The sequence below is a fragment of the Saccharopolyspora erythraea NRRL 2338 genome, from assembly GCF_000062885.1.
Lineage (GTDB): Bacteria > Actinomycetota > Actinomycetes > Mycobacteriales > Pseudonocardiaceae > Saccharopolyspora_D > Saccharopolyspora_D erythraea.
This window is the reverse complement of sequence record NC_009142.1, coordinates 480988-497657: the sequence shown is the minus strand read 5'-3', so window position 1 is coordinate 497657 and position 16670 is coordinate 480988. Positions and strand designations below refer to the sequence as shown.

The following is a 16670-nucleotide window of genomic DNA, read 5'->3' as shown; positions in this document are numbered from 1 at the left end:
CGCGCGCCGCGCCCGGACGGCTCAGCGGGCGCGGCGGCGCCTCGCGACCTCGGCGAGCACGATGCCGGCCGCGACGGAGGCGTTGAGCGACTCCACGCTGCCGGCCATCGGGATGGACACCGTCTGGTCGCAGGTCTCGCGGACCAGCCGCGACAGCCCGCGGCCCTCCGAACCGACCACGACGACCAGCGGACCGGTCGCGAGCTCCAGCTCGTCGGAGGTGATGTCGGAGTCGGCGTCCAGTCCGACGACCATCAGCCCCTCGGACTTCAGGTCCTTCAGGGTGCGGGTGAGGTTGACCGCCCTGGCGACCGGGAGCTTGGCCGCCGTGCCCGCGCTGGTGCGCCACGCGACCGCGGTCAGCCCCGCGCTGCGGCGCTGCGGCAGGATCACGCCGTGCGCGCCGAAGGCCGCCGCGGAGCGGATCACCGCGCCCAGGTTGCGCGGGTCGGTCACGCCGTCCAGCGCGACGATCAGCGGCGGCAGCCCGGAGTTGTGCGCCTCGGTCAGCACGTCCTCGGGGTGGGCGTACTCGTAGGCGGGCACCTGCAGCGCCAGGCCCTGGTGCATCGCGCCGCCGGTCATCCGGTCCAGCTCGGCGCGCTGGACCTCGACGACCGAGATGCCCCGCGAGCCCGCTCCGCGCACCGCCTCGGTGACGCGGTCGTCGGCGTCGATGCCCTGCGCGACGTAGAGACCCGACGCGGGCACTCCGGCGCGGATGCACTCGGCGACCGGGTTGCGGCCGGCGATCACCTCGGCGTTGTCGGACCTCTCCTTCTGCCGGTGCCGCGTCCGCTGCTGCTCGGCACGCGCCTTCGCCGCGTCGGCCTTGCGCTTGGCCGGGTGGCTGACCCGGTCCTTCGCCTTCGGCGTCGGACCCTTGCCCTCCAGTCCCCTGCGCCGCTGACCGCCGGAACCGACCACCATGCCCTTCTTGGAGCCCGGCTTGCGGATCGCGCCCCGGCGCCTGTCGTTGCCTGCCAACTCGCTTACCCGTCTTTCAATGTCCACAACGGACCGTCAGGGGTGTCCTCGACGGCGATTCCGCATGCCTGCAGCCGATCCCGCACCGCGTCGGCGGTGGCGAAGTCGCGCTCCGCGCGGGCCTGCTGGCGCTGCTGGAGCATGCTGCCCACCAGCTCGGACAACGCGTGGTGCGCGGCGTCGTCCGCGCCGCGGGTGTCGGCCCACTGCTCGGACAGCGGGTCCAGACCGAGGATGTCGGTCATCGTCCGGACCGAGGCCGCCGCTTCGTTGGCGGCCCGGTCGTCGCCGCGGTCGAGCGCGGCGTTGCTCTCGCGGATGGCGTTGTGCACCACGGCGATCGCCTGCGGCGTCGACAGGTCGTCGTCCATCGCCGCGGCGAACTCGGCGGGCACCGTCCCGTGGCCGACCTCGCCGGTGCGCTGCCGCACCCGGTTGACGAAGGAGTCGATGCGCCGGTAGGCCGAGATCGCCTCGGCCAGCGCGGGCTCGGAGTATTCGATCGTCGAGCGGTAGTGCGGGGCGACCAGGTAGTAGCGGATCTCCGGGGCGGCGGCCCGCTGCAGGATCGCCGGGATCGCCACGGTGTTGCCCAGCGACTTCGACATCTTCTCGCCGCTCATGGTGACCCACGCGTTGTGCATCCAGTAGCGGGCGAAGCCGTCACCGGCGGCGGTGGACTGCGCGAGCTCGTTCTCGTGGTGCGGGAACACCAGGTCCAGGCCGCCGCCGTGGATGTCGAACTCGCTGCCCAGGTAGTAGGTCGACATGGCCGAGCACTCCAGGTGCCAGCCGGGGCGGCCGTCGCCCCACGGCGTCGGCCAGCTCGGCTCGCCGGGCTTGGCGGCCTTCCACAGCGTGAAGTCGCGGGGGTCGCGCTTGCCGCTCGCGGTGCTCTCGCCCTGCTGGACCTCGTCGAGCCGCTGCCCGGAGAGCCTGCCGTAGTGCTCGGCGTAGGAGGCGACGGAGAAGTACACGTCGCCGCCCGCCGCGTAGGCGTGGCCCTTGTCGATCAGCCGCTGCATCAGCTCGATCATCTGCGTGATGTGGCCGGTGGCCCGGGGAAGCGCCGACGGCGGCAGGCAACCCAGCCGGTCGAAGGCGCTCTCGAAGGCCCGCTCGTGCGCGGTGGCCCACTCCCACCAGGGGCGGCCCGCGTCGGCGGCCTTGGTGAGGATCTTGTCGTCGATGTCGGTGACGTTGCGCACCAGGCGTACGTCGTAGCCGTTGTGCACCAGCCAGCGCCGCAGCACGTCGTAGTTCAGGCCGCCGCGGACGTGGCCGATGTGCGGAACGCCCTGCACCGTGGCACCGCAGACGTAGATCGACGCCACTCCGGCGAGGCGCGGGTGGAACTCGCGCATCGTGCGGGTCGCTGTGTCATGTAGGTGCAGGCTCACGCCCCTGATGGTACGGGCACGCCCAAAACGGGTTCCCTCCGCCGCACCGCCCGCCCGGGCACCCGTCCGGGTGCCTCCACCCGGTGCGCGCCGGACTCCGCCGAAGGGACGTCGGCGGCCTGGGACCAGCGGTCAGAAACCGTGCTCGGCGACCGCCGTGAGCAGCGCGTCCGGGCGTTCGGAGGTCGGTGCCGGATCCACGATGGCGACCCGGCATCCGACCGCCGCGGCCGCGCCGTCGACGTCCGCGTGGTCACCGATCATCAGCGCGTCACCGGGCTCGACACCGACCCGCTCGGCGGCGCGCAGGAAGATCTTCGGATCGGGCTTGATCACCCCTTCGAGGTAGGAGAGCACGAACTCGTCGACGAGTCCGGTCACGCCCAGCCTCTCGAAGGCCGGCCTGATGTCGAAGGCGATGTTGCTGATCACCGCGATCCGCACCCCGTCGGAGTGCAGCCTGCTCAGCACCTCGGCGGTGTCCGGGTAGGGCGTCCAGCTGCCGGGGTCGACCAGTCGCCGGTAGAGCGAGTCGACCTGCTCGGCGACGGCGACACCGCTGCGGCGCAGGAACTCCCGGTAGATCTTGCGGTGCAGCTCGGGATCGAGGTCGCGGTTCTCCCAAGCGTGCTGGTGCTCGGCGTCCACCCCCACCACCGGGCCGACAGGGGCCGTCATCCGCCGCATCAGCTCGGCCTGCGCCTCCGCGTCGAGCGGGGCGCCGCCGGAGTCGGTGACCCCGGCGAACCAGGACTCGTCCTGCTCCAGCCGGAACAGGGTGCCGGAGAAGTCGAAGAACACCGCGCGCGCACTCACCCCGGCAACGTTATGGGGATGATCTACCCACCGCACGCATCTGAGGGCTACACCACCTCGACGGCCCAGCGGCGGGCGCACGGCATCGCTGTCCCGGCCGGAGGTCGGCCTCCTCGGCGCACCCGCGCGCACGCCATCACCAGGACTGCTGCGACGATCGGCGACGTGTGATCGACGGGCCCGGCCCGGCGGGCCGCGAACCGCGCGCGATCAGCAGCGCCGCGCCTCCTGGCGCCGCATCGGAGCGACGATCGCCACCACGCTGCCGAGGGCACTCGCCCACAGCAGCACCACGGCGACGGCCAGGTTCACACCGCCACCGCTCGACCACAGGAACCAACTGCACGGCCACGCGACCACCGGCTGCCCTACGAGCAGTCGACGCACCCACCGATACCGCTCGATCACCATGAGTCGAGGATGACCCGGCGACATGCCGGACGCCTAGGGAGCAGACCCTGAACTTTCCCCGACTTCGCCCCAAGGTAGCAGCGCGTTAACTCTCCACGGGGAACACCAGAGCCGTCGCGACCGCCGCGATCCCCTCGCCGCGACCGGTCAGCCCGAGCCCGTCGGTGGTGGTGCCGGAGACCGACACCGGGGCGCCGACGACCTCCGAGAGCACCCGCTGCGCCTCCTCCCGGCGCTTGCCGATGCGCGGACGGTTGCCGACGACCTGGACGACGGCGTTGCCGATGCCGAACCCGGCCTCGGTGACCCGCCGCCGGGCCTCGGTGAGCAGCTCGGCGCCGTGCGCCCCGGCCCAGCGGTCGTCGCCGGTGCCGAAGACCGCGCCGAGATCGCCGAGCCCGGCCGCCGAGAGCAGCGCGTCGCACAGCGCGTGGGAGGCGACGTCGCCGTCGGAGTGCCCTGCGCAGCCGTCCTCGCCCGGCCACAGCAGCCCGGCGACCCAGCACTCGCGGCCCGCCTCGACCGGGTGCACGTCCACGCCCTGGCCGATCCTGGGGATCACGCGAGCACCGCCTCGGCGATGGCGAGGTCGAAGGCCGTGGTGATCTTGAGGGCGTGCGGGTGCCCGGGCACGGTGCTCACCTTCCCGCCGATGCGCTCGACCAGCCCGGCGTCGTCGGTGGCGATGTCACCGGCCGCCGCGTACGCCTGGCGGAGCACGTCGATGGCGAATCCCTGGGGGGTCTGGACTGTGCGCAGGCGCGAGCGGTCCACCGTCGTCTCGACGTCGCCAGCCTCATCGACCTGCTTGATGGTGTCGGCGACGGGCAGGACCGGCACGACCGCCGGCGCGCCCTCCTCGACGGCGCGCACGACGTCGCGCACCACGGACGGCGGGGTGAACGCCCGCGCGGCGTCGTGCACCAGCACCACGCGCGCGTCGGGCACGACCCGCTCGGCCTCGGCGAGCGCCAGCCGCACCGAGTCGGTTCGTTCCGCTCCTCCGGGCACCACATGCACGAAGGACCGCAACGACGCGAGCTCGGCCTCCACGGCGGGCACCTCGTCGGCCGGTGCCGCCACCACGACGTGCCTCACGCGGCCCGAGTCGTGCAGACCTCGGACCGCGCGCGACAACAACGACTCACCCGCGACCGGAACCAGCGCCTTGGGCACCCCGGCGCCCAGCCGCACCCCGCGACCAGCGGCGGGGACGAGCGCGACGACGCTCACGCCTGGTGGTTCCGGTTCCGGTGGTGGTCAGACCGCGGTGGCAAGGACTTCGTCCAGCAGGGTCTCCGCCTTGCCCTCGTCGGTACCTTCGGCCAGCGCCAGCTCGCTGACCAGTATCTGACGAGCCTTGGCCAGCATGCGCTTCTCGCCTGCGGACAGGCCACGATCCTTCTCGCGTCGCCAGAGGTCGCGCACCACTTCGGCCACCTTGTTCACATCGCCGGAGGCGAGCTTCTCGAGGTTGGCCTTGTACCGACGGGACCAGTTGGTCGGTTCCTCGGTGTGCGGCGCACGCAGCACGTCGAAGACCCGGTCGAGACCCTCCTGGCCGACGACGTCCCGGACGCCGACGATCTCGGCGTTGTCGGCGGGAACGCGTACGGTCAGGTCACCCTGCGCGACTTTCAGGACGAGGTACTGCTTCTCCTCGCCCTTGATCACACGAGTCTCGATTGCTTCGATGAGCGCGGCACCGTGATGCGGGTAGACGACGGTCTCTCCGACCTTGAAAACCATGTGTCCTCTGCCCCTTTCGCTATGCCCAGTTTAACACGGGCCACAACCGGGCCTCGACCGCCTCACCATCCGTAATCGCAGGTCAGGCCATGGACGGGGGTTGACAAACGACCGCCGGGCATGCAAGGCGCACCCCTTCGGGACCATGAAATGATCCATTGTGGACGGACGATGGAGATCATCGCGGCACCCCGGCGGCGGGTCGGCGCGGGGCCCGCGCAGGGGGCTCGGCCGACCCCGCGCACGCGGGGGATTAAGCTCCCTCCCGGTTGTCCGGCAATCAGGAAGGACGCTGCAACCGTGAGCCGCCCACAGCACCAGAAGGCCGTTCGCCTGCGGATGGCCTCGGCCGCACTCGGACTCGGCGCCGTCGTCGCACTCGGAGGATGCAGCGCCGGCCAGGTGACCGAGACCGACACCCAGGTCGCCGCCGTCAGCGGCGGCAACGGGACGGTCAAGGAGATCGCCGTCCGCGACGCGCAGATGACCTTCCCCGAGCACGGCAGCCTCTACCGGGCGGGCTCCTCCGCCCCGCTGAAGCTGGTCCTGTCCAACGACGGCGCCGTCGACGACCGCCTGGTCCAGGTCTCCAGCACCTACGCCGCCAACGCCGAGATCGCGGGCACCACCGACCTGCCCGCGGGCACCGCGCTGCACGCCGACGGCGCGCAGCAGGAGTCCGGGCACGCGACGACGCAGCACGAGCCGACGTCGAGCAACGCGCCGACCGCGAGCAACGCGCCCACCGCCCAGCCCAGCGCCCAGGGCGGCCCGTCCGACCAGCGCGAGATCCGCATCACCCTCAACGGCCTGACCCAGGACATCACCCCCGGGGTGACCATCCCGGTGACCTTCGTCTTCGAGAAGGCGGGCTCGGTGACGGTGCAGGTGCCGATCGGCCCCGACCACAAGCCGCGCCCCGAGCACGGCACCCCGCACGGCTCCGGGCACTGACCCCGGCGAGAGCCAACGGCAGGGCCGTCCGCGACGAGCGGGCGGCCCTTCGCCGTGTCCGGGGCCGGCTCCACGGCGTCCCGGGCCCGCTGCACGGCGTGCGGCCGGGCGCGGCCGCCCCACCCGACCAGGGACATGCCGACGGGTGGGTGAGCCCGGGCCGTCCGGCGCGCCGCCCGGGTGGTCGCCACGACGTGGTCGGATGCGGCAGATAGCCTCGCGCCGTGCCCGCGAAGAACGCCCGTACCGCCCGTCCCGGCTTCCGCTGCGCCGACTGCGGCCACGAGGTGGCCAAGTGGGTCGGTCGCTGCCCGAGCTGCCAGGCGTGGGGCACGATCGACGAGGCCGCCGCGGCCCGGCCCGCGCTGGCCAAGGTCGCCGCGGGCGCCCCGGCCACCCCGGCCCGCCCGATCGCCGAGGTCGACCTCGACTCCGCGCGGGCGGTCTCGACCGGCATCGGCGAGCTCGACCGCGTGCTCGGCGGCGGCATCGTGCCGGGCGCGGTGGTGCTGATGGCCGGCGAGCCCGGAGTCGGCAAGTCCACGCTGCTGCTGGAGGTCGCCCACCGCTGGGCCGCGACCGGCGGGGGCGGGCCCTCCCTCTACGTCACGGGTGAGGAATCCGCTGGTCAGGTGCGCCTCCGGGCGGAGCGGACCGACTCGGTCCACCCGCAGCTCTACCTCGGCGCCGAGAGCGACCTGGGCTCGGTGCTCGGGCACGTGGACTCGGTCAAGCCCGGCCTGCTGATCGTCGACTCCGTGCAGACCGTGCAGTCACCGGAGGCCGAGGGCAGCCCCGGCGGCGTGACCCAGGTGCGCGCGGTGACCTCCGCGCTGGTCGCGCTGGCCAAGGAGCGGGGGCTGCCGGTGCTGCTGGTCGGGCACGTGACCAAGGACGGCGCGGTCGCGGGTCCGCGCGTGCTGGAACACCTGGTCGACGTGGTGCTGCACTTCGAGGGCGACCGGCACTCCTCGCTGCGGATGCTGCGCGGGGTCAAGAACCGCTTCGGCCCCTCCGACGAGGTGGGCTGCTTCGAGCAGCGCGACGACGGCATCGCCGAGGTCGCCGACCCGTCGGGGCTGTTCGTCAACCGCCAGGAGACGCAGGTCGAGGGCACCGCGGTGACGGTCATGGTCGAGGGCAAGCGCCCGCTGCTGGCCGAGGTGCAGGCGCTGGTGACGCCCACCCAGATGACGATGCCGCGGCGCGCGGTCAGCGGACTGGACTCCGCGCGCGTGTCGATGATGCTCGCGGTGCTGGACAAGCACGGCGGGGTCAAGACCGGCGACCAGGAGGTGTTCGCGGCGACCGTGGGCGGCATGAAGGTCTCCGAGCCTGCGGCCGACCTCGCCGTGGCGCTGGCGGTCGCCTCGTCTCGCCGGGGCGTGCCGCTGCCGTCGAACGTGATCGCAGTGGGCGAGGTCGGGCTGGCGGGCGAGATCCGCCGGGTCAACGCCGTCGGCCGCAGGCTCGCCGAGGCGGCCCGGCTGGGCTTCGACCACGCGCTGGTGCCGCCGGACTCCGGTCCGCTGCCGCGCGGCGTGCGGACCACCGTCGTGCCCGACATCCGCGCCGCGCTGCGCGTCCTCAAGCGGGCCCGGACGTGAACGAGAAGCTGCGCGCCACGCTCGCCTGGCTCGCGCCCGGCACGGCGCTGCGCGACGGCCTGGAACGCATCCTGCGCGGCCGCACCGGCGGGCTGGTCGTGCTCGGCTACGACGAGGTGGTGGAGTCGCTGTGCGACGGCGGCTTCCACCTCGACGTCGAGTTCAGCGCGACCCGGCTGCGCGAGCTGTCCAAGATGGACGGTGCGGTGGTGCTCTCCTCCGACGCGACCCGGATCGTGCGCGCCAACGTGCAGCTCGTCCCCGACGCCAGCATCCGGACCGACGAGTCGGGAACGCGGCACCGCTCGGCCGAGCGCACCGCCATCCATACCGGCTACCCGGTGGTCTCGGTGAGCCAGTCGATGAGCATCATCAGCCTCTACTTCCAGGGCCACCGCCACCTGCTCATCGGTTCGCCGGACATCCTCTCCCGCGCCAACCAGGCGCTGGCCACGCTGGAGCGCTACACGGCGCGGCTGGCCGAGGTCGCCCAGACCCTGTCGGCGCTGGAGATCGAGGACTACGTGACGCTGCGGGACGCGATGACCGTCGTGCAGCGACTGGAGATGGTGCGCCGCATCGCCGACGAGATCGAGGTCGACGTGGTCGAGCTCGGCCAGGACGGCAGGCTGATCGAGCTCCAGCTCGACGAGCTGGTCGGCGCCGAGCGGGACACTCGCGGCACCGGGAAGCGCGGCCGGACGCTGGACCGGGTCGACGTCGACCGGGAGCTGATCGTGCAGGAGTACCTGCCGACCGGCGGTCCGATGCCGACGTCCGAGGAGGTCGCCGAGGCGCTGGCCAAGCTGGACGGGACCGAGCTGCTGGACCTCACCGCGATCGCGAAGGCGTTCGGCTACCCCGGTACGCCCGAGGTGCTGGACCAGCACCTCCAGCCGCGCGGCTACCGGCTGCTGGCCAGGGTGCCGAGGCTGCCCGCGGTGGCCCGCAAGCAGCTCGTCGAGCACTTCGGTTCGCTGCAGAACCTGCTGGCGGCGACCGCCGAGGACCTGAGCGTGGTGGAGTCGGTCGGCGAGTCGCGGGCGCGGCAGGTCCGCGAGGGCCTGTCCCGGCTGGCCGAAGCCTCGATCATGGACCGCTACGCCTGACCGTCGACGTCCTGGCACAGAACCGGATCCGCGGGAGCGAGTGTCCTGCGCGCTACGACTGACCGATCAGGCGGAACGGCACCGGCCGGCTGGTGAGCCCGCCGAGCCTGGCGACCAGCAGGTACTCCCCGGCGGGCGCCACCTCGGCGGTCGGCGGGCATTCCGGCGCGGAGCGCTCGCCGGTCCACAGGACGTCGTTGTGCACCGACTGGCCCGGCCGCAGCAGCGGGACCTCGTTGGTGGACTCGCGGTAGCAGTCGTTGCTGCCCCAGACGTGCTCGCCGTCGGGTGTGGTGACCCGCAGCTCGCGCAGCTCGCGGTTGGTGTCGCGCAGGCAGGCGCGGTCGCCGTCGTTGATCACCACGATGCGCAGGCCGACGCCGTCGCCGAGGCGGAACTCGGGTTTGAGGGGCTCGGCGACGATCCGCAGCGCGCGGTCCGGGCACGCCGTCGGGGGTGGTGGCGGAGGCGCCGACGCCGCCCGCGGTCGCGGCTCGCCGCCGGTGACGGCCACGACCGCCCATCCGGAGAGCACCACCGCCAGGGCGGCGGCGGACAGCGCGACCGCCCTGCGGCGCCAGTACACCGCGGACGGCAGCGGTCCCATGGGGTCCATCACGCGACTGAAGGTAGCCCCGGCGCTACCGAGCGTGCCCGAAGCCACGCTCACCTGTTCAGGCGTATCGGGAAATGTGGTGTGGATCAGGAAAGCCTTGTCAAAATGCCACGCCAGGGGTTCCCTCGAACGCAGTAGCCGCGCCGCGACGCGGACCCCGACGTTCGGACACCGCTGCCGGGAGGAACTGTGACCGCCTGCGACGAGATCGTGCACCGCAACGAGCTCCACGTCCGCGACGCCCGGGATCCCGGCCTGCCCGCGCAGCCCTCGCTGCGGGTCGCGGTCGTGACGTGCATGGACTGCCGGATCGACCTCGGTGCGAGCCTCGGGCTGAGCACCGGCGAGGCGCACGTCATCCGCAACGCGGGCGGGGCGGTGACCGACGACGTGATCCGGTCGCTGGCGGTCAGCCAGCGCAAGCTCGGCACCCGCGAGGTCATGCTCATCCACCACACCGGCTGCGGGATGGCGACCTTCACCGAAGGTGAGTTCAAGGGCGAGCTGGAGGCCGAGACCGGCCAGCGGCCGTCGTGGTCGGTGGAGACCTTCGCCGACGCCGAGCAGGACGTGCGCCAGTGCATGGCACGCGTGCGGCGCAGCCCGTTCCTGGGCCTGACGACGAGCCTGCGCGGCTTCGTGGCCGACATCGGCACGGGTGCCCTGACCGAGGTCTTCGAGACCGCTGCGGACGCCTCCGCCCCCACCGGGGCGCGCGGCTGAGAGCGGCCCGGACCACCCGGCCGGACCGGCCGGCGAGCCTGGCACTATCGGAAGCGACATGAAGATCGGTGCCGAACGAGATGCCGCAACCTCCCCGCTGAACCCCGTCGAGCTCATCGACTGGTTCGCGGCGACCGCGCGCCCGCTGCCGTGGCGCGCTCCCGGCACGACCGGATGGGGTGTGCTGGTCAGCGAGACGATGCTCCAGCAGACCCCGGTGGCCCGGGTGCAGCCCATCTGGGAGGAGTGGATGGCGCGCTGGCCGCGCCCCTCCGACCTGGCGGCGGCCGGCCAGGCCGAGGTGCTGCGCGCGTGGGGCAAACTGGGCTACCCGCGCCGGGCGCTGCGCCTGCACGAGGCCGCCGGCACCATCGCCGCCGAGCACGGCGACGTGGTCCCCTCCGACGTCGACACCCTGCTGGCGCTGCCCGGCATCGGCGCCTACACCGCCCGCGCGGTGGCCGCCTTCGCCTACGGCAGGCGCGCTCCCGTCGTGGACACCAACGTCCGCCGCGTCGTGGCCCGCGCGGTCCACGGCGCCGGTGACGCGGGCCCGCCGTCGACCAGGCGGGACCTCGCCGACGTCGAGGCGCTGCTGCCCGACACCGACGCCGAGGCCGCGCGGCTGTCGGCGGCGCTGATGGAGCTGGGGCAGGTCGTCTGCACCGTCCGCTCCCCCGCGTGCGAGACGTGCCCGATCGCCCACGACTGCGCCTGGCAGCACGCGGGCAGGCCCGCCTACGCCGGTCCGCCGAAGAAGGTCCAGAAGTTCGCGGGCACCGACCGCCAGGTGCGCGGCAAGCTCCTCGACGTGCTGCGCGGCACCGACGGCCCGGTCACCCGCGACCAGCTCGACGCGGTGTGGGCCGACGCGGGCCAGCGCGACCGCTGCCTGGACTCGCTGCTGGTCGACGGGCTGCTGGAGCAGACCGACGACGGCCGGTTCGCGCTCCCCGGCGAGCACTGAGCCATGGCGCACGCGCTCGGGCTGTTCTTCGACGACTCCGCCGAGGACGCGGTCCGGGCGCTGTGGAAACGACTGGAGGCGGCCGGGGTGCCGAGCCTGGCCTCCCGCGGTCACCGCAGGCATCGGCCGCACGTCACGCTCGCCGTCGCGGGCCGGATCCCCGAGGGCGCGCGCCACGACCTGCGCGCCGAGCTGAGCCTGCTCTCGGTGCCCGACCTGTGGCTCTACACGCTGGGCACCTTCCCCAGCGACGAGTCGGTGCTGCTGCTCGGCGCCGTCGTCGACACCGAGCTGATCGCGGTGCACTCCGCGGTCCACGACGTGCTGGCGGGCAAGGTCTCGGCCCCGTCGGCCTACTACTTCCCGGGCGCGTGGATCCCGCACTGCACGCTGGCCATCGGGATCACCGGCGCCGAGCTGGCCAAGGGCTTCACCGAGCTGTGCCCGCCGGAACCGATCCGGGCACCGGTCAGCGAGATCGGCGTCATCGACACTCGCACCGGAGACGTCGAGACCGTGCTGGCGCTCTGACGGCCCGCTCCGCCAAGTTCATTCCAACGGGGCATCCGGACGGCCACCCGGAACGGCCTGGTCCACAGTAGACATCGCGCGGGCGGCTGCTACGAGTTGCCCACGTCCTCGCTGGCAGCCACTTTGGATCAGCCAGCGTGCGACGTTAGGAGCCTGCTGTGGACATCGACGGCGCCGACTTCTTCGCCAGGGGAATCACCGCGCTCGGCCCCGAGGGAATCGTCTTCGAGAACGTGGACCTGCGGTTCCGGCCCGGCGATCTCGGCGTGGTCACCGGTCCCGGCGGCAGCGGCCGGACCGCACTGCTTTACGCGCTGGCGGGCAGGCTGCGGACGGTCGCCGGATATCTGGAGGTCTCCGGCTACGTGCTGCCCGCGCGGGCCAGGGCGGTGCGCAAGCTGGTGCTGCCCGCGCGGTTGCGCCCGGGTTTCGAGCTGGAGGACAAGTACCGCGTCCGCGAGGCCGTCACCGAGCAGCGGCTGATCTTCGGGGTGTCCGAGCTCGACGTCGAGAAGTCCCTCGCGGCCGTGGGGCTCGACCCCGACCCGTGGGCGCTGGTCTGCGAGCTGCACCCGGCCGAACGGCTGCTGCTGTCGATCGCGCTGGCCGTCGCCGCCGATCCCGCCGCGATCGTGGTCGACGACGTCGACGTGGGCCTGCCGCGGGGCAGCCGCGCGCGGGTGTGGTCCGCGCTGCGGGCGGTCGCCCAGACCGGCATGACGGTGGTCGCGGGCTCGACCGACGCGCCTCCCGGCGACGCGGTCGTGGTGCACCTGCCGCTGTTCCAGTTCGGCGAGCCGACCGAGGTCCTCTCGTGGAACGGGGGCCTGCGGTGAAGGCGATCAGGCTGGCACGGCTGGAGTTCCTGCGGTTCCGCGGTCCGGTGCGGCGCTGGGTGCCGCTGGTGCTGATCCTGGTGCCGCTGCTCTACGGCGGGCTCTACCTGTGGTCGAACTGGGACCCCTACGGCAGGCTCGGGGCGGTGCCGGTGGCCGTGGTCAACAACGACCGCCCGGTGCTGCACGACAGGGAGCTCATCGACGCCGGCGGCCAGTTCGTCGGACAGCTCAAGGCCGCCCGCACCTTCGACTGGCACTTCACCGACGGCGCCGACGCGCGGCGCGGCCTGGAGCAGGGGCGCTACTACTTCACGATCGAGGTTCCGCGCGACTTCAGCGCGAAGCTCGCCAGCGCCGCCGACGCCGAGCCGAAGCGGGCCGAGCTGCTGGTCACCAAGAACGACGCGAACGGCTTCATCGTCGGGATCATGGCCGACACCGTGAAGTCGCAGCTGCAGAACCAGATCAACGCCGCCGCCCACGCCAGCTACGCCCGCGCGCTCTACGGCGAGCTGGACCAGGCCCGCGAGAAGCTGCAGATGGCGTCGGAGGCGTCCAAGGAGCTGGTCAAGGGATCCGAGCTGGGCGAGCAGGGCACGGCCGCGCTGACCAAGGGCCTCAGCGGCGTGCGGGACGGCGCGGGCCGGATCTCGCGCGGGGTCTCCGACATCTCCTCCGCGACCGCGCAGCTCGACGCCCAGATCGGAGACCTCACCGACGTCGCCACCGAGAAGCTGCCCGACGCGGTCGGCTCGGTCGTCGGCGCCAGCGGCGTCGCGGTGCGCACCCTCGACGAGATCAGCACCGCGACCGCGGCCGTCCGCGACGGGTCCGCGACGGGCGTGACCGACCTGCAGGAGCTGGCCCGCAAGCACCCTGCGGTCGGGGACGACCCGGTCTACCGGCGGGCGCTGGACAACGCCCGCCGGCTCTCGGCCACCGCCACCGCCACCTCCGACGCCGCCGAACGAGCGCTCGGCACCGCGCAGGACGCCGACTCCCGGGCGCGGGCGTTGCAGAAGGAGGTCGAACCGCTGCGTGAGCAGGTGCGGGAGAGCACCGGGCCGATGGAGACCCTCACCAAGGGCACCGGGGAGCTGGAAGCCGGGTCCAGGGGAGTCACCAGCGGGCTCAGCACGCTGGTCGCCAACAGCGGCGTGCTGCAGACCGGCGCGGACCAGCTCAACACCGGGGCCAAGCGCATCGAGGGACTGATCGCGGGCGGCCTCGACCAGATCCCGCCGACCAACCCGGGGCGGGTCGCCCAGGCCGCCGACGTCCTCGCCTCGCCCGCGCGGATCGAGACCGCCAACCTCAACCCGGCCTCGGTCTACGGCCGCGGCCTGGCCCCGTTCTTCTTCTCGATCGCGCTGTGGGTGTTCGGCCTGTTCGCATACCTGCTGCTCAGGCCGCTCAACTCGCGCGCCGTGGCCGGACGGGTCGGCGCGACGACGATCACGCTCGCCGGCTACCTGCCCGCCGCGGCGCTCGGAGTGGTCGGCGGGCTCCTGCTGTACGGGGCGGTCGACCTCGGGCTCGGCCTCCAGCCAAGGCACATGTGGTGGACGATCGGGCTGGTCGCGCTCGCGGTGGCGGCGTTCGTGGCCATCGACCACCTGCTGCGCACGGCGTTCGGCGCGGTCGGCGGCCTGCTCTCGCTGGTGCTGCTGATGGTGCAGCTGACCGCCTGCGGCGGGCTCTACCCGGTGGAGACCACCCCGGGCCCGTTCCAGGTGATCCACCCGTACCTGCCGATGACCTACCTCGTCGACGGCCTGCGGGTGACGATCTCCGGTGGCCTGACCGACGTGCTGGTGCGGTCCGCGGTGATGTTGGCGGGCTTCCTGGTGGTGGCGCTGGCCATGACCACCGCGGTGGTGATGCGGCAGCGGATGTGGACCGTCGGCAGGCTTCACCCGCAGGTCGCGCTGTAGATGCGTAGGCTTGCTATATGGCGGTTGTGAAGATCAATGCGATCGAGGTCCCCGAAGGCAAGGGCCCCGAGCTCGAGAAGCGGTTCGCGAGCAGGCACGGCTCGGTGGACAGCGCACCGGGCTTCCTGGGCTTCGAGCTCCTGCGCCCGGTCAACGGCGAGAACCGGTACTTCGTCTACACCCGGTGGGAGACGGAGGAGGACTTCCAGAACTGGGCCCAGGGCCCGGCCAAGGAGGCCCACGCCGGTGAGCACAAGAACCCGGTGGCCACCGGATCCAGCCTGCTGGAGTTCGAGGTGGTCCAGGAGTCCAAGCCGCAGGGCTGAGACCGGCACGCCCCCGTGGGGCGTTCGGGGTGCCACAGCGACCCGAACGCCCCATGGGCCGGGCGCGCGGTCAGGTCGGTGGTGCCGCCGGCGTCGGCGTCGGATGCCCGGTCGCAGGCGGTGCGGAGTCCGCCAGCGCGTACGCCCGGTGCGAGACCTCGAGCAGCTCCTCCGTCGGCAGCTCCGCGTCGCGAACCTCGCCCTGCGCGACGTCGTAGGCGTCGTGCAGCTCGACCAGCGCAGCACGCAGCGCCTTCGGGCGCGGCGGGGTCTCCGCGCTGAGGTCGCGGACCCGCGCCAGCGCCCGGTGCACCCGCCCCAGCCAGGGTCCGCGGGGCGCCAGCCACGCCACCCCCACGGCGATCGCGCCGCCGAGCAGTGTCGCCCAGAAGCGGTTGGAGGCCAGCTCGGCCGGTTCCGCCGGCGTGGCCAGCCCGCTCACCAGCAGGGCGACCGGCGTCGCGAAGAACAGTCCCAGGGCGTAGTTGGCCATGACGGTCATCTCCGCACCCCACTGCAACACCGCCAGCACCGCGACCAGCACCCACGGGCCGGGCTGCGCCGCAAGCACCGCGACTCCGACGAAAACGCCGAAGACCGTGCCAAGGACGCGCTGGATCATCCGCGGCACCGAGGTCGACGTGCTGGTCGCCTGCAGCACCGACACCGCCGACACGGCGGCCCAGTACGCGTGGCCGATGCCTGCCAGGTCGGCCAGCGCCCCGGCCAGCAGCGCCGCGACGCCGACCCTGGCGGCGTAGGGCAGCAGCCACGAGCTCCCGTGGCGCTTCGGGCGCAGCGCGGCGCGCATGACGCCGCGGACCAGCACCCAGCGCGACTGCGGTGCGGGCGGCACGACCGTCGCGGCGGACCGTCCGGAGAGCGGGAGCGGCCTGCCTGCGCCGACTGCGGTAGCGGCGGCGCGCAACGCGTCCACATCCGCGTCGCCGGACTCCACGAGCAGGGCCTCGCAGGTCTCCACCGCGCGCACCAGGTCGAGGTGTGCCCGCGTCTCCCGATGCCGTCGGCCGACGAGCGCGACGCTGTTCCAGGCGGTCTCGACGGCGACCGCGGCGCGGTGGCGGGTCGCGAGGTCGCCGCCCGACTCCAGGTGCGCCGCGGTGGCCTCCAGGGCCGCCGCGACGGCCCGGCGCTGCGGTCCCAGCCCGCTGACCACGGCACCCGCGGTGCTCACCGCCCACGCGAACGCGGCGCTGGCGGCGGCGACCGCGAGGTGCGGGCCGAGGTCGGCAGGCTCCAGCGCGAGGTGCGCGCAGGCCCCGGTGGCGAAGGCGAAGATCAGCCCGCCGGGCGCGCCGACCTTCGCCGCGGTGGCGGCGGCGGTGGTCACGGCGCCGACCACCGCCGTGCCGAGCAGCGCCAGCGCCTCGTGCCAGGCGTGTCCGGCGCCGAAGACCGCGATGAGATCGCCGGCCGCGACCGCGAGGACCATCGTGACGGCCACCGCCGCGAGCGTCCGCGCCTGCTGCCGGTAGGGCTCGCTACGGCCGTAGACGCTGGTCAGCGCGCCGAAAACGGCACCGGCGGCCAGGTCGAGGCGGTGGAGCTGGAGCAGCACGGCCATCGGCGCGAGCACCGAGACGAAGGCGCGGGTCGCGGGCCAGACCACCGGCCCGCCCCTGCGCAGCCGGAAGGTGTCCCCGAGACGTCGAGTCAGCACAGTGGTCGGCACGTGCTGCT

Annotated in this window: 19 protein-coding genes; 10 read left to right on the top strand and 9 right to left on the bottom strand. The window is 73.2% G+C overall.

Annotated elements, in window-relative coordinates:
• Nucleotides 1–21 precede the first annotated feature (21 nt).
• The 3 genes from rlmB to SACE_RS02175 all read right to left on the bottom strand — a co-directional run bounded on the left by rlmB (nt 22) and on the right by SACE_RS02175 (nt 3203).
• On the bottom strand, nt 22–987 hold the full coding sequence (rlmB, locus tag SACE_RS02185; protein WP_009947438.1) for a 23S rRNA (guanosine(2251)-2'-O)-methyltransferase RlmB: 966 nt from the start codon (nt 985–987) through the stop codon (nt 22–24).
• A gap of 5 nt (nt 988–992) precedes the next feature.
• A complete protein-coding gene (gene cysS / locus SACE_RS02180; RefSeq protein WP_011873058.1) occupies nt 993–2387 on the bottom strand; it encodes a cysteine--tRNA ligase in 1395 nt (464 codons plus the stop codon).
• A gap of 132 nt (nt 2388–2519) precedes the next feature.
• A complete protein-coding gene (locus tag SACE_RS02175; RefSeq protein WP_009947442.1) occupies nt 2520–3203 on the bottom strand; it encodes an HAD family hydrolase in 684 nt (227 codons plus the stop codon).
• Between the two features lie 18 nt (nt 3204–3221).
• Here SACE_RS02175 and SACE_RS37330 point away from each other — a divergent pair, with 18 nt between their 5' ends.
• On the top strand, nt 3222–3374 hold the full coding sequence (locus SACE_RS37330; protein WP_157355942.1) for a hypothetical protein: 153 nt from the start codon (nt 3222–3224) through the stop codon (nt 3372–3374).
• A gap of 39 nt (nt 3375–3413) precedes the next feature.
• Here the strand turns inward: SACE_RS37330 and SACE_RS02170 are convergent, their stop codons facing one another.
• From SACE_RS02170 to SACE_RS02155, 4 genes are all read right to left on the bottom strand, one after another.
• A complete protein-coding gene (locus SACE_RS02170; protein ID WP_009947443.1) occupies nt 3414–3614 on the bottom strand; it encodes a hypothetical protein in 201 nt (66 codons plus the stop codon).
• 85 nt (nt 3615–3699) lie between these two features.
• Nucleotides 3700–4176: a 2-C-methyl-D-erythritol 2,4-cyclodiphosphate synthase gene (ispF, locus tag SACE_RS02165; RefSeq protein WP_009947445.1), complete on the bottom strand. Its 477-nt coding sequence runs from the start codon at nt 4174–4176 to the stop codon at nt 3700–3702.
• Nucleotides 4173–4847, bottom strand: a complete 675-nt coding sequence (ispD, locus tag SACE_RS02160; protein WP_009947447.1) for a 2-C-methyl-D-erythritol 4-phosphate cytidylyltransferase — start codon at nt 4845–4847, stop codon at nt 4173–4175. The genes ispF and ispD overlap by 4 nt, the downstream gene beginning before the upstream one ends.
• Before the next feature lie 27 nt (nt 4848–4874).
• The gene (locus SACE_RS02155; RefSeq protein ID WP_009947449.1) at nt 4875–5363 is read right to left on the bottom strand and encodes a CarD family transcriptional regulator; all 489 of its coding nucleotides are present in this window, start codon (nt 5361–5363) and stop codon (nt 4875–4877) included.
• 300 nt (nt 5364–5663) lie between these two features.
• Between SACE_RS02155 and SACE_RS02150 the strand changes: the two genes are divergently transcribed.
• The 3 genes from SACE_RS02150 to disA all read left to right on the top strand — a co-directional run bounded on the left by SACE_RS02150 (nt 5664) and on the right by disA (nt 9033).
• The gene (locus SACE_RS02150; RefSeq protein ID WP_021341538.1) at nt 5664–6317 is read left to right on the top strand and encodes a copper chaperone PCu(A)C domain-containing protein; all 654 of its coding nucleotides are present in this window, start codon (nt 5664–5666) and stop codon (nt 6315–6317) included.
• Nucleotides 6318–6541: 224 nt separating this feature from the next.
• Complete coding sequence (radA, locus tag SACE_RS02145) at nt 6542–7924, top strand: DNA repair protein RadA (RefSeq protein ID WP_009947451.1); 1383 nt, start codon at nt 6542–6544, stop codon at nt 7922–7924.
• Complete coding sequence (gene disA, locus SACE_RS02140) at nt 7921–9033, top strand: DNA integrity scanning diadenylate cyclase DisA (protein ID WP_009947452.1); 1113 nt, start codon at nt 7921–7923, stop codon at nt 9031–9033. Before radA ends, disA begins: the two co-directional genes overlap by 4 nt.
• Nucleotides 9034–9085: 52 nt before the next feature.
• Here the strand turns inward: disA and SACE_RS02135 are convergent, their stop codons facing one another.
• On the bottom strand, nt 9086–9649 hold the full coding sequence (locus tag SACE_RS02135) for a hypothetical protein (RefSeq protein WP_231850027.1): 564 nt from the start codon (nt 9647–9649) through the stop codon (nt 9086–9088).
• 189 nt (nt 9650–9838) lie between these two features.
• Here SACE_RS02135 and SACE_RS02130 point away from each other — a divergent pair, with 189 nt between their 5' ends.
• The 6 genes from SACE_RS02130 to SACE_RS02105 all read left to right on the top strand — a co-directional run bounded on the left by SACE_RS02130 (nt 9839) and on the right by SACE_RS02105 (nt 14969).
• Nucleotides 9839–10372, top strand: a complete 534-nt coding sequence (locus SACE_RS02130) for a beta-class carbonic anhydrase (protein ID WP_009947454.1) — start codon at nt 9839–9841, stop codon at nt 10370–10372.
• Between the two features lie 58 nt (nt 10373–10430).
• Complete coding sequence (locus SACE_RS02125) at nt 10431–11339, top strand: HhH-GPD family protein (protein ID WP_009947455.1); 909 nt, start codon at nt 10431–10433, stop codon at nt 11337–11339.
• Nucleotides 11340–11342: 3 nt separating this feature from the next.
• A complete protein-coding gene (locus SACE_RS02120; protein WP_009947456.1) occupies nt 11343–11870 on the top strand; it encodes a 2'-5' RNA ligase family protein in 528 nt (175 codons plus the stop codon).
• A gap of 158 nt (nt 11871–12028) precedes the next feature.
• The gene (locus SACE_RS02115; protein ID WP_009947457.1) at nt 12029–12706 is read left to right on the top strand and encodes an ATP-binding cassette domain-containing protein; all 678 of its coding nucleotides are present in this window, start codon (nt 12029–12031) and stop codon (nt 12704–12706) included.
• Nucleotides 12685–14643 (top strand): YhgE/Pip domain-containing protein, encoded by a 1959-nt coding sequence (locus SACE_RS02110; RefSeq protein ID WP_143538049.1) that lies wholly within the window; start codon nt 12685–12687, stop codon nt 14641–14643. Before SACE_RS02115 ends, SACE_RS02110 begins: the two co-directional genes overlap by 22 nt.
• Nucleotides 14644–14660: 17 nt before the next feature.
• Nucleotides 14661–14969, top strand: a complete 309-nt coding sequence (locus tag SACE_RS02105; protein ID WP_021341537.1) for an antibiotic biosynthesis monooxygenase family protein — start codon at nt 14661–14663, stop codon at nt 14967–14969.
• A gap of 70 nt (nt 14970–15039) precedes the next feature.
• On the opposite strand, the gene SACE_RS02100 is transcribed toward SACE_RS02105, so the two are convergent.
• The gene (locus SACE_RS02100; RefSeq protein WP_011873054.1) at nt 15040–16662 is read right to left on the bottom strand and encodes an FUSC family protein; all 1623 of its coding nucleotides are present in this window, start codon (nt 16660–16662) and stop codon (nt 15040–15042) included.
• Nucleotides 16663–16670: the final 8 nt, after the last annotated feature.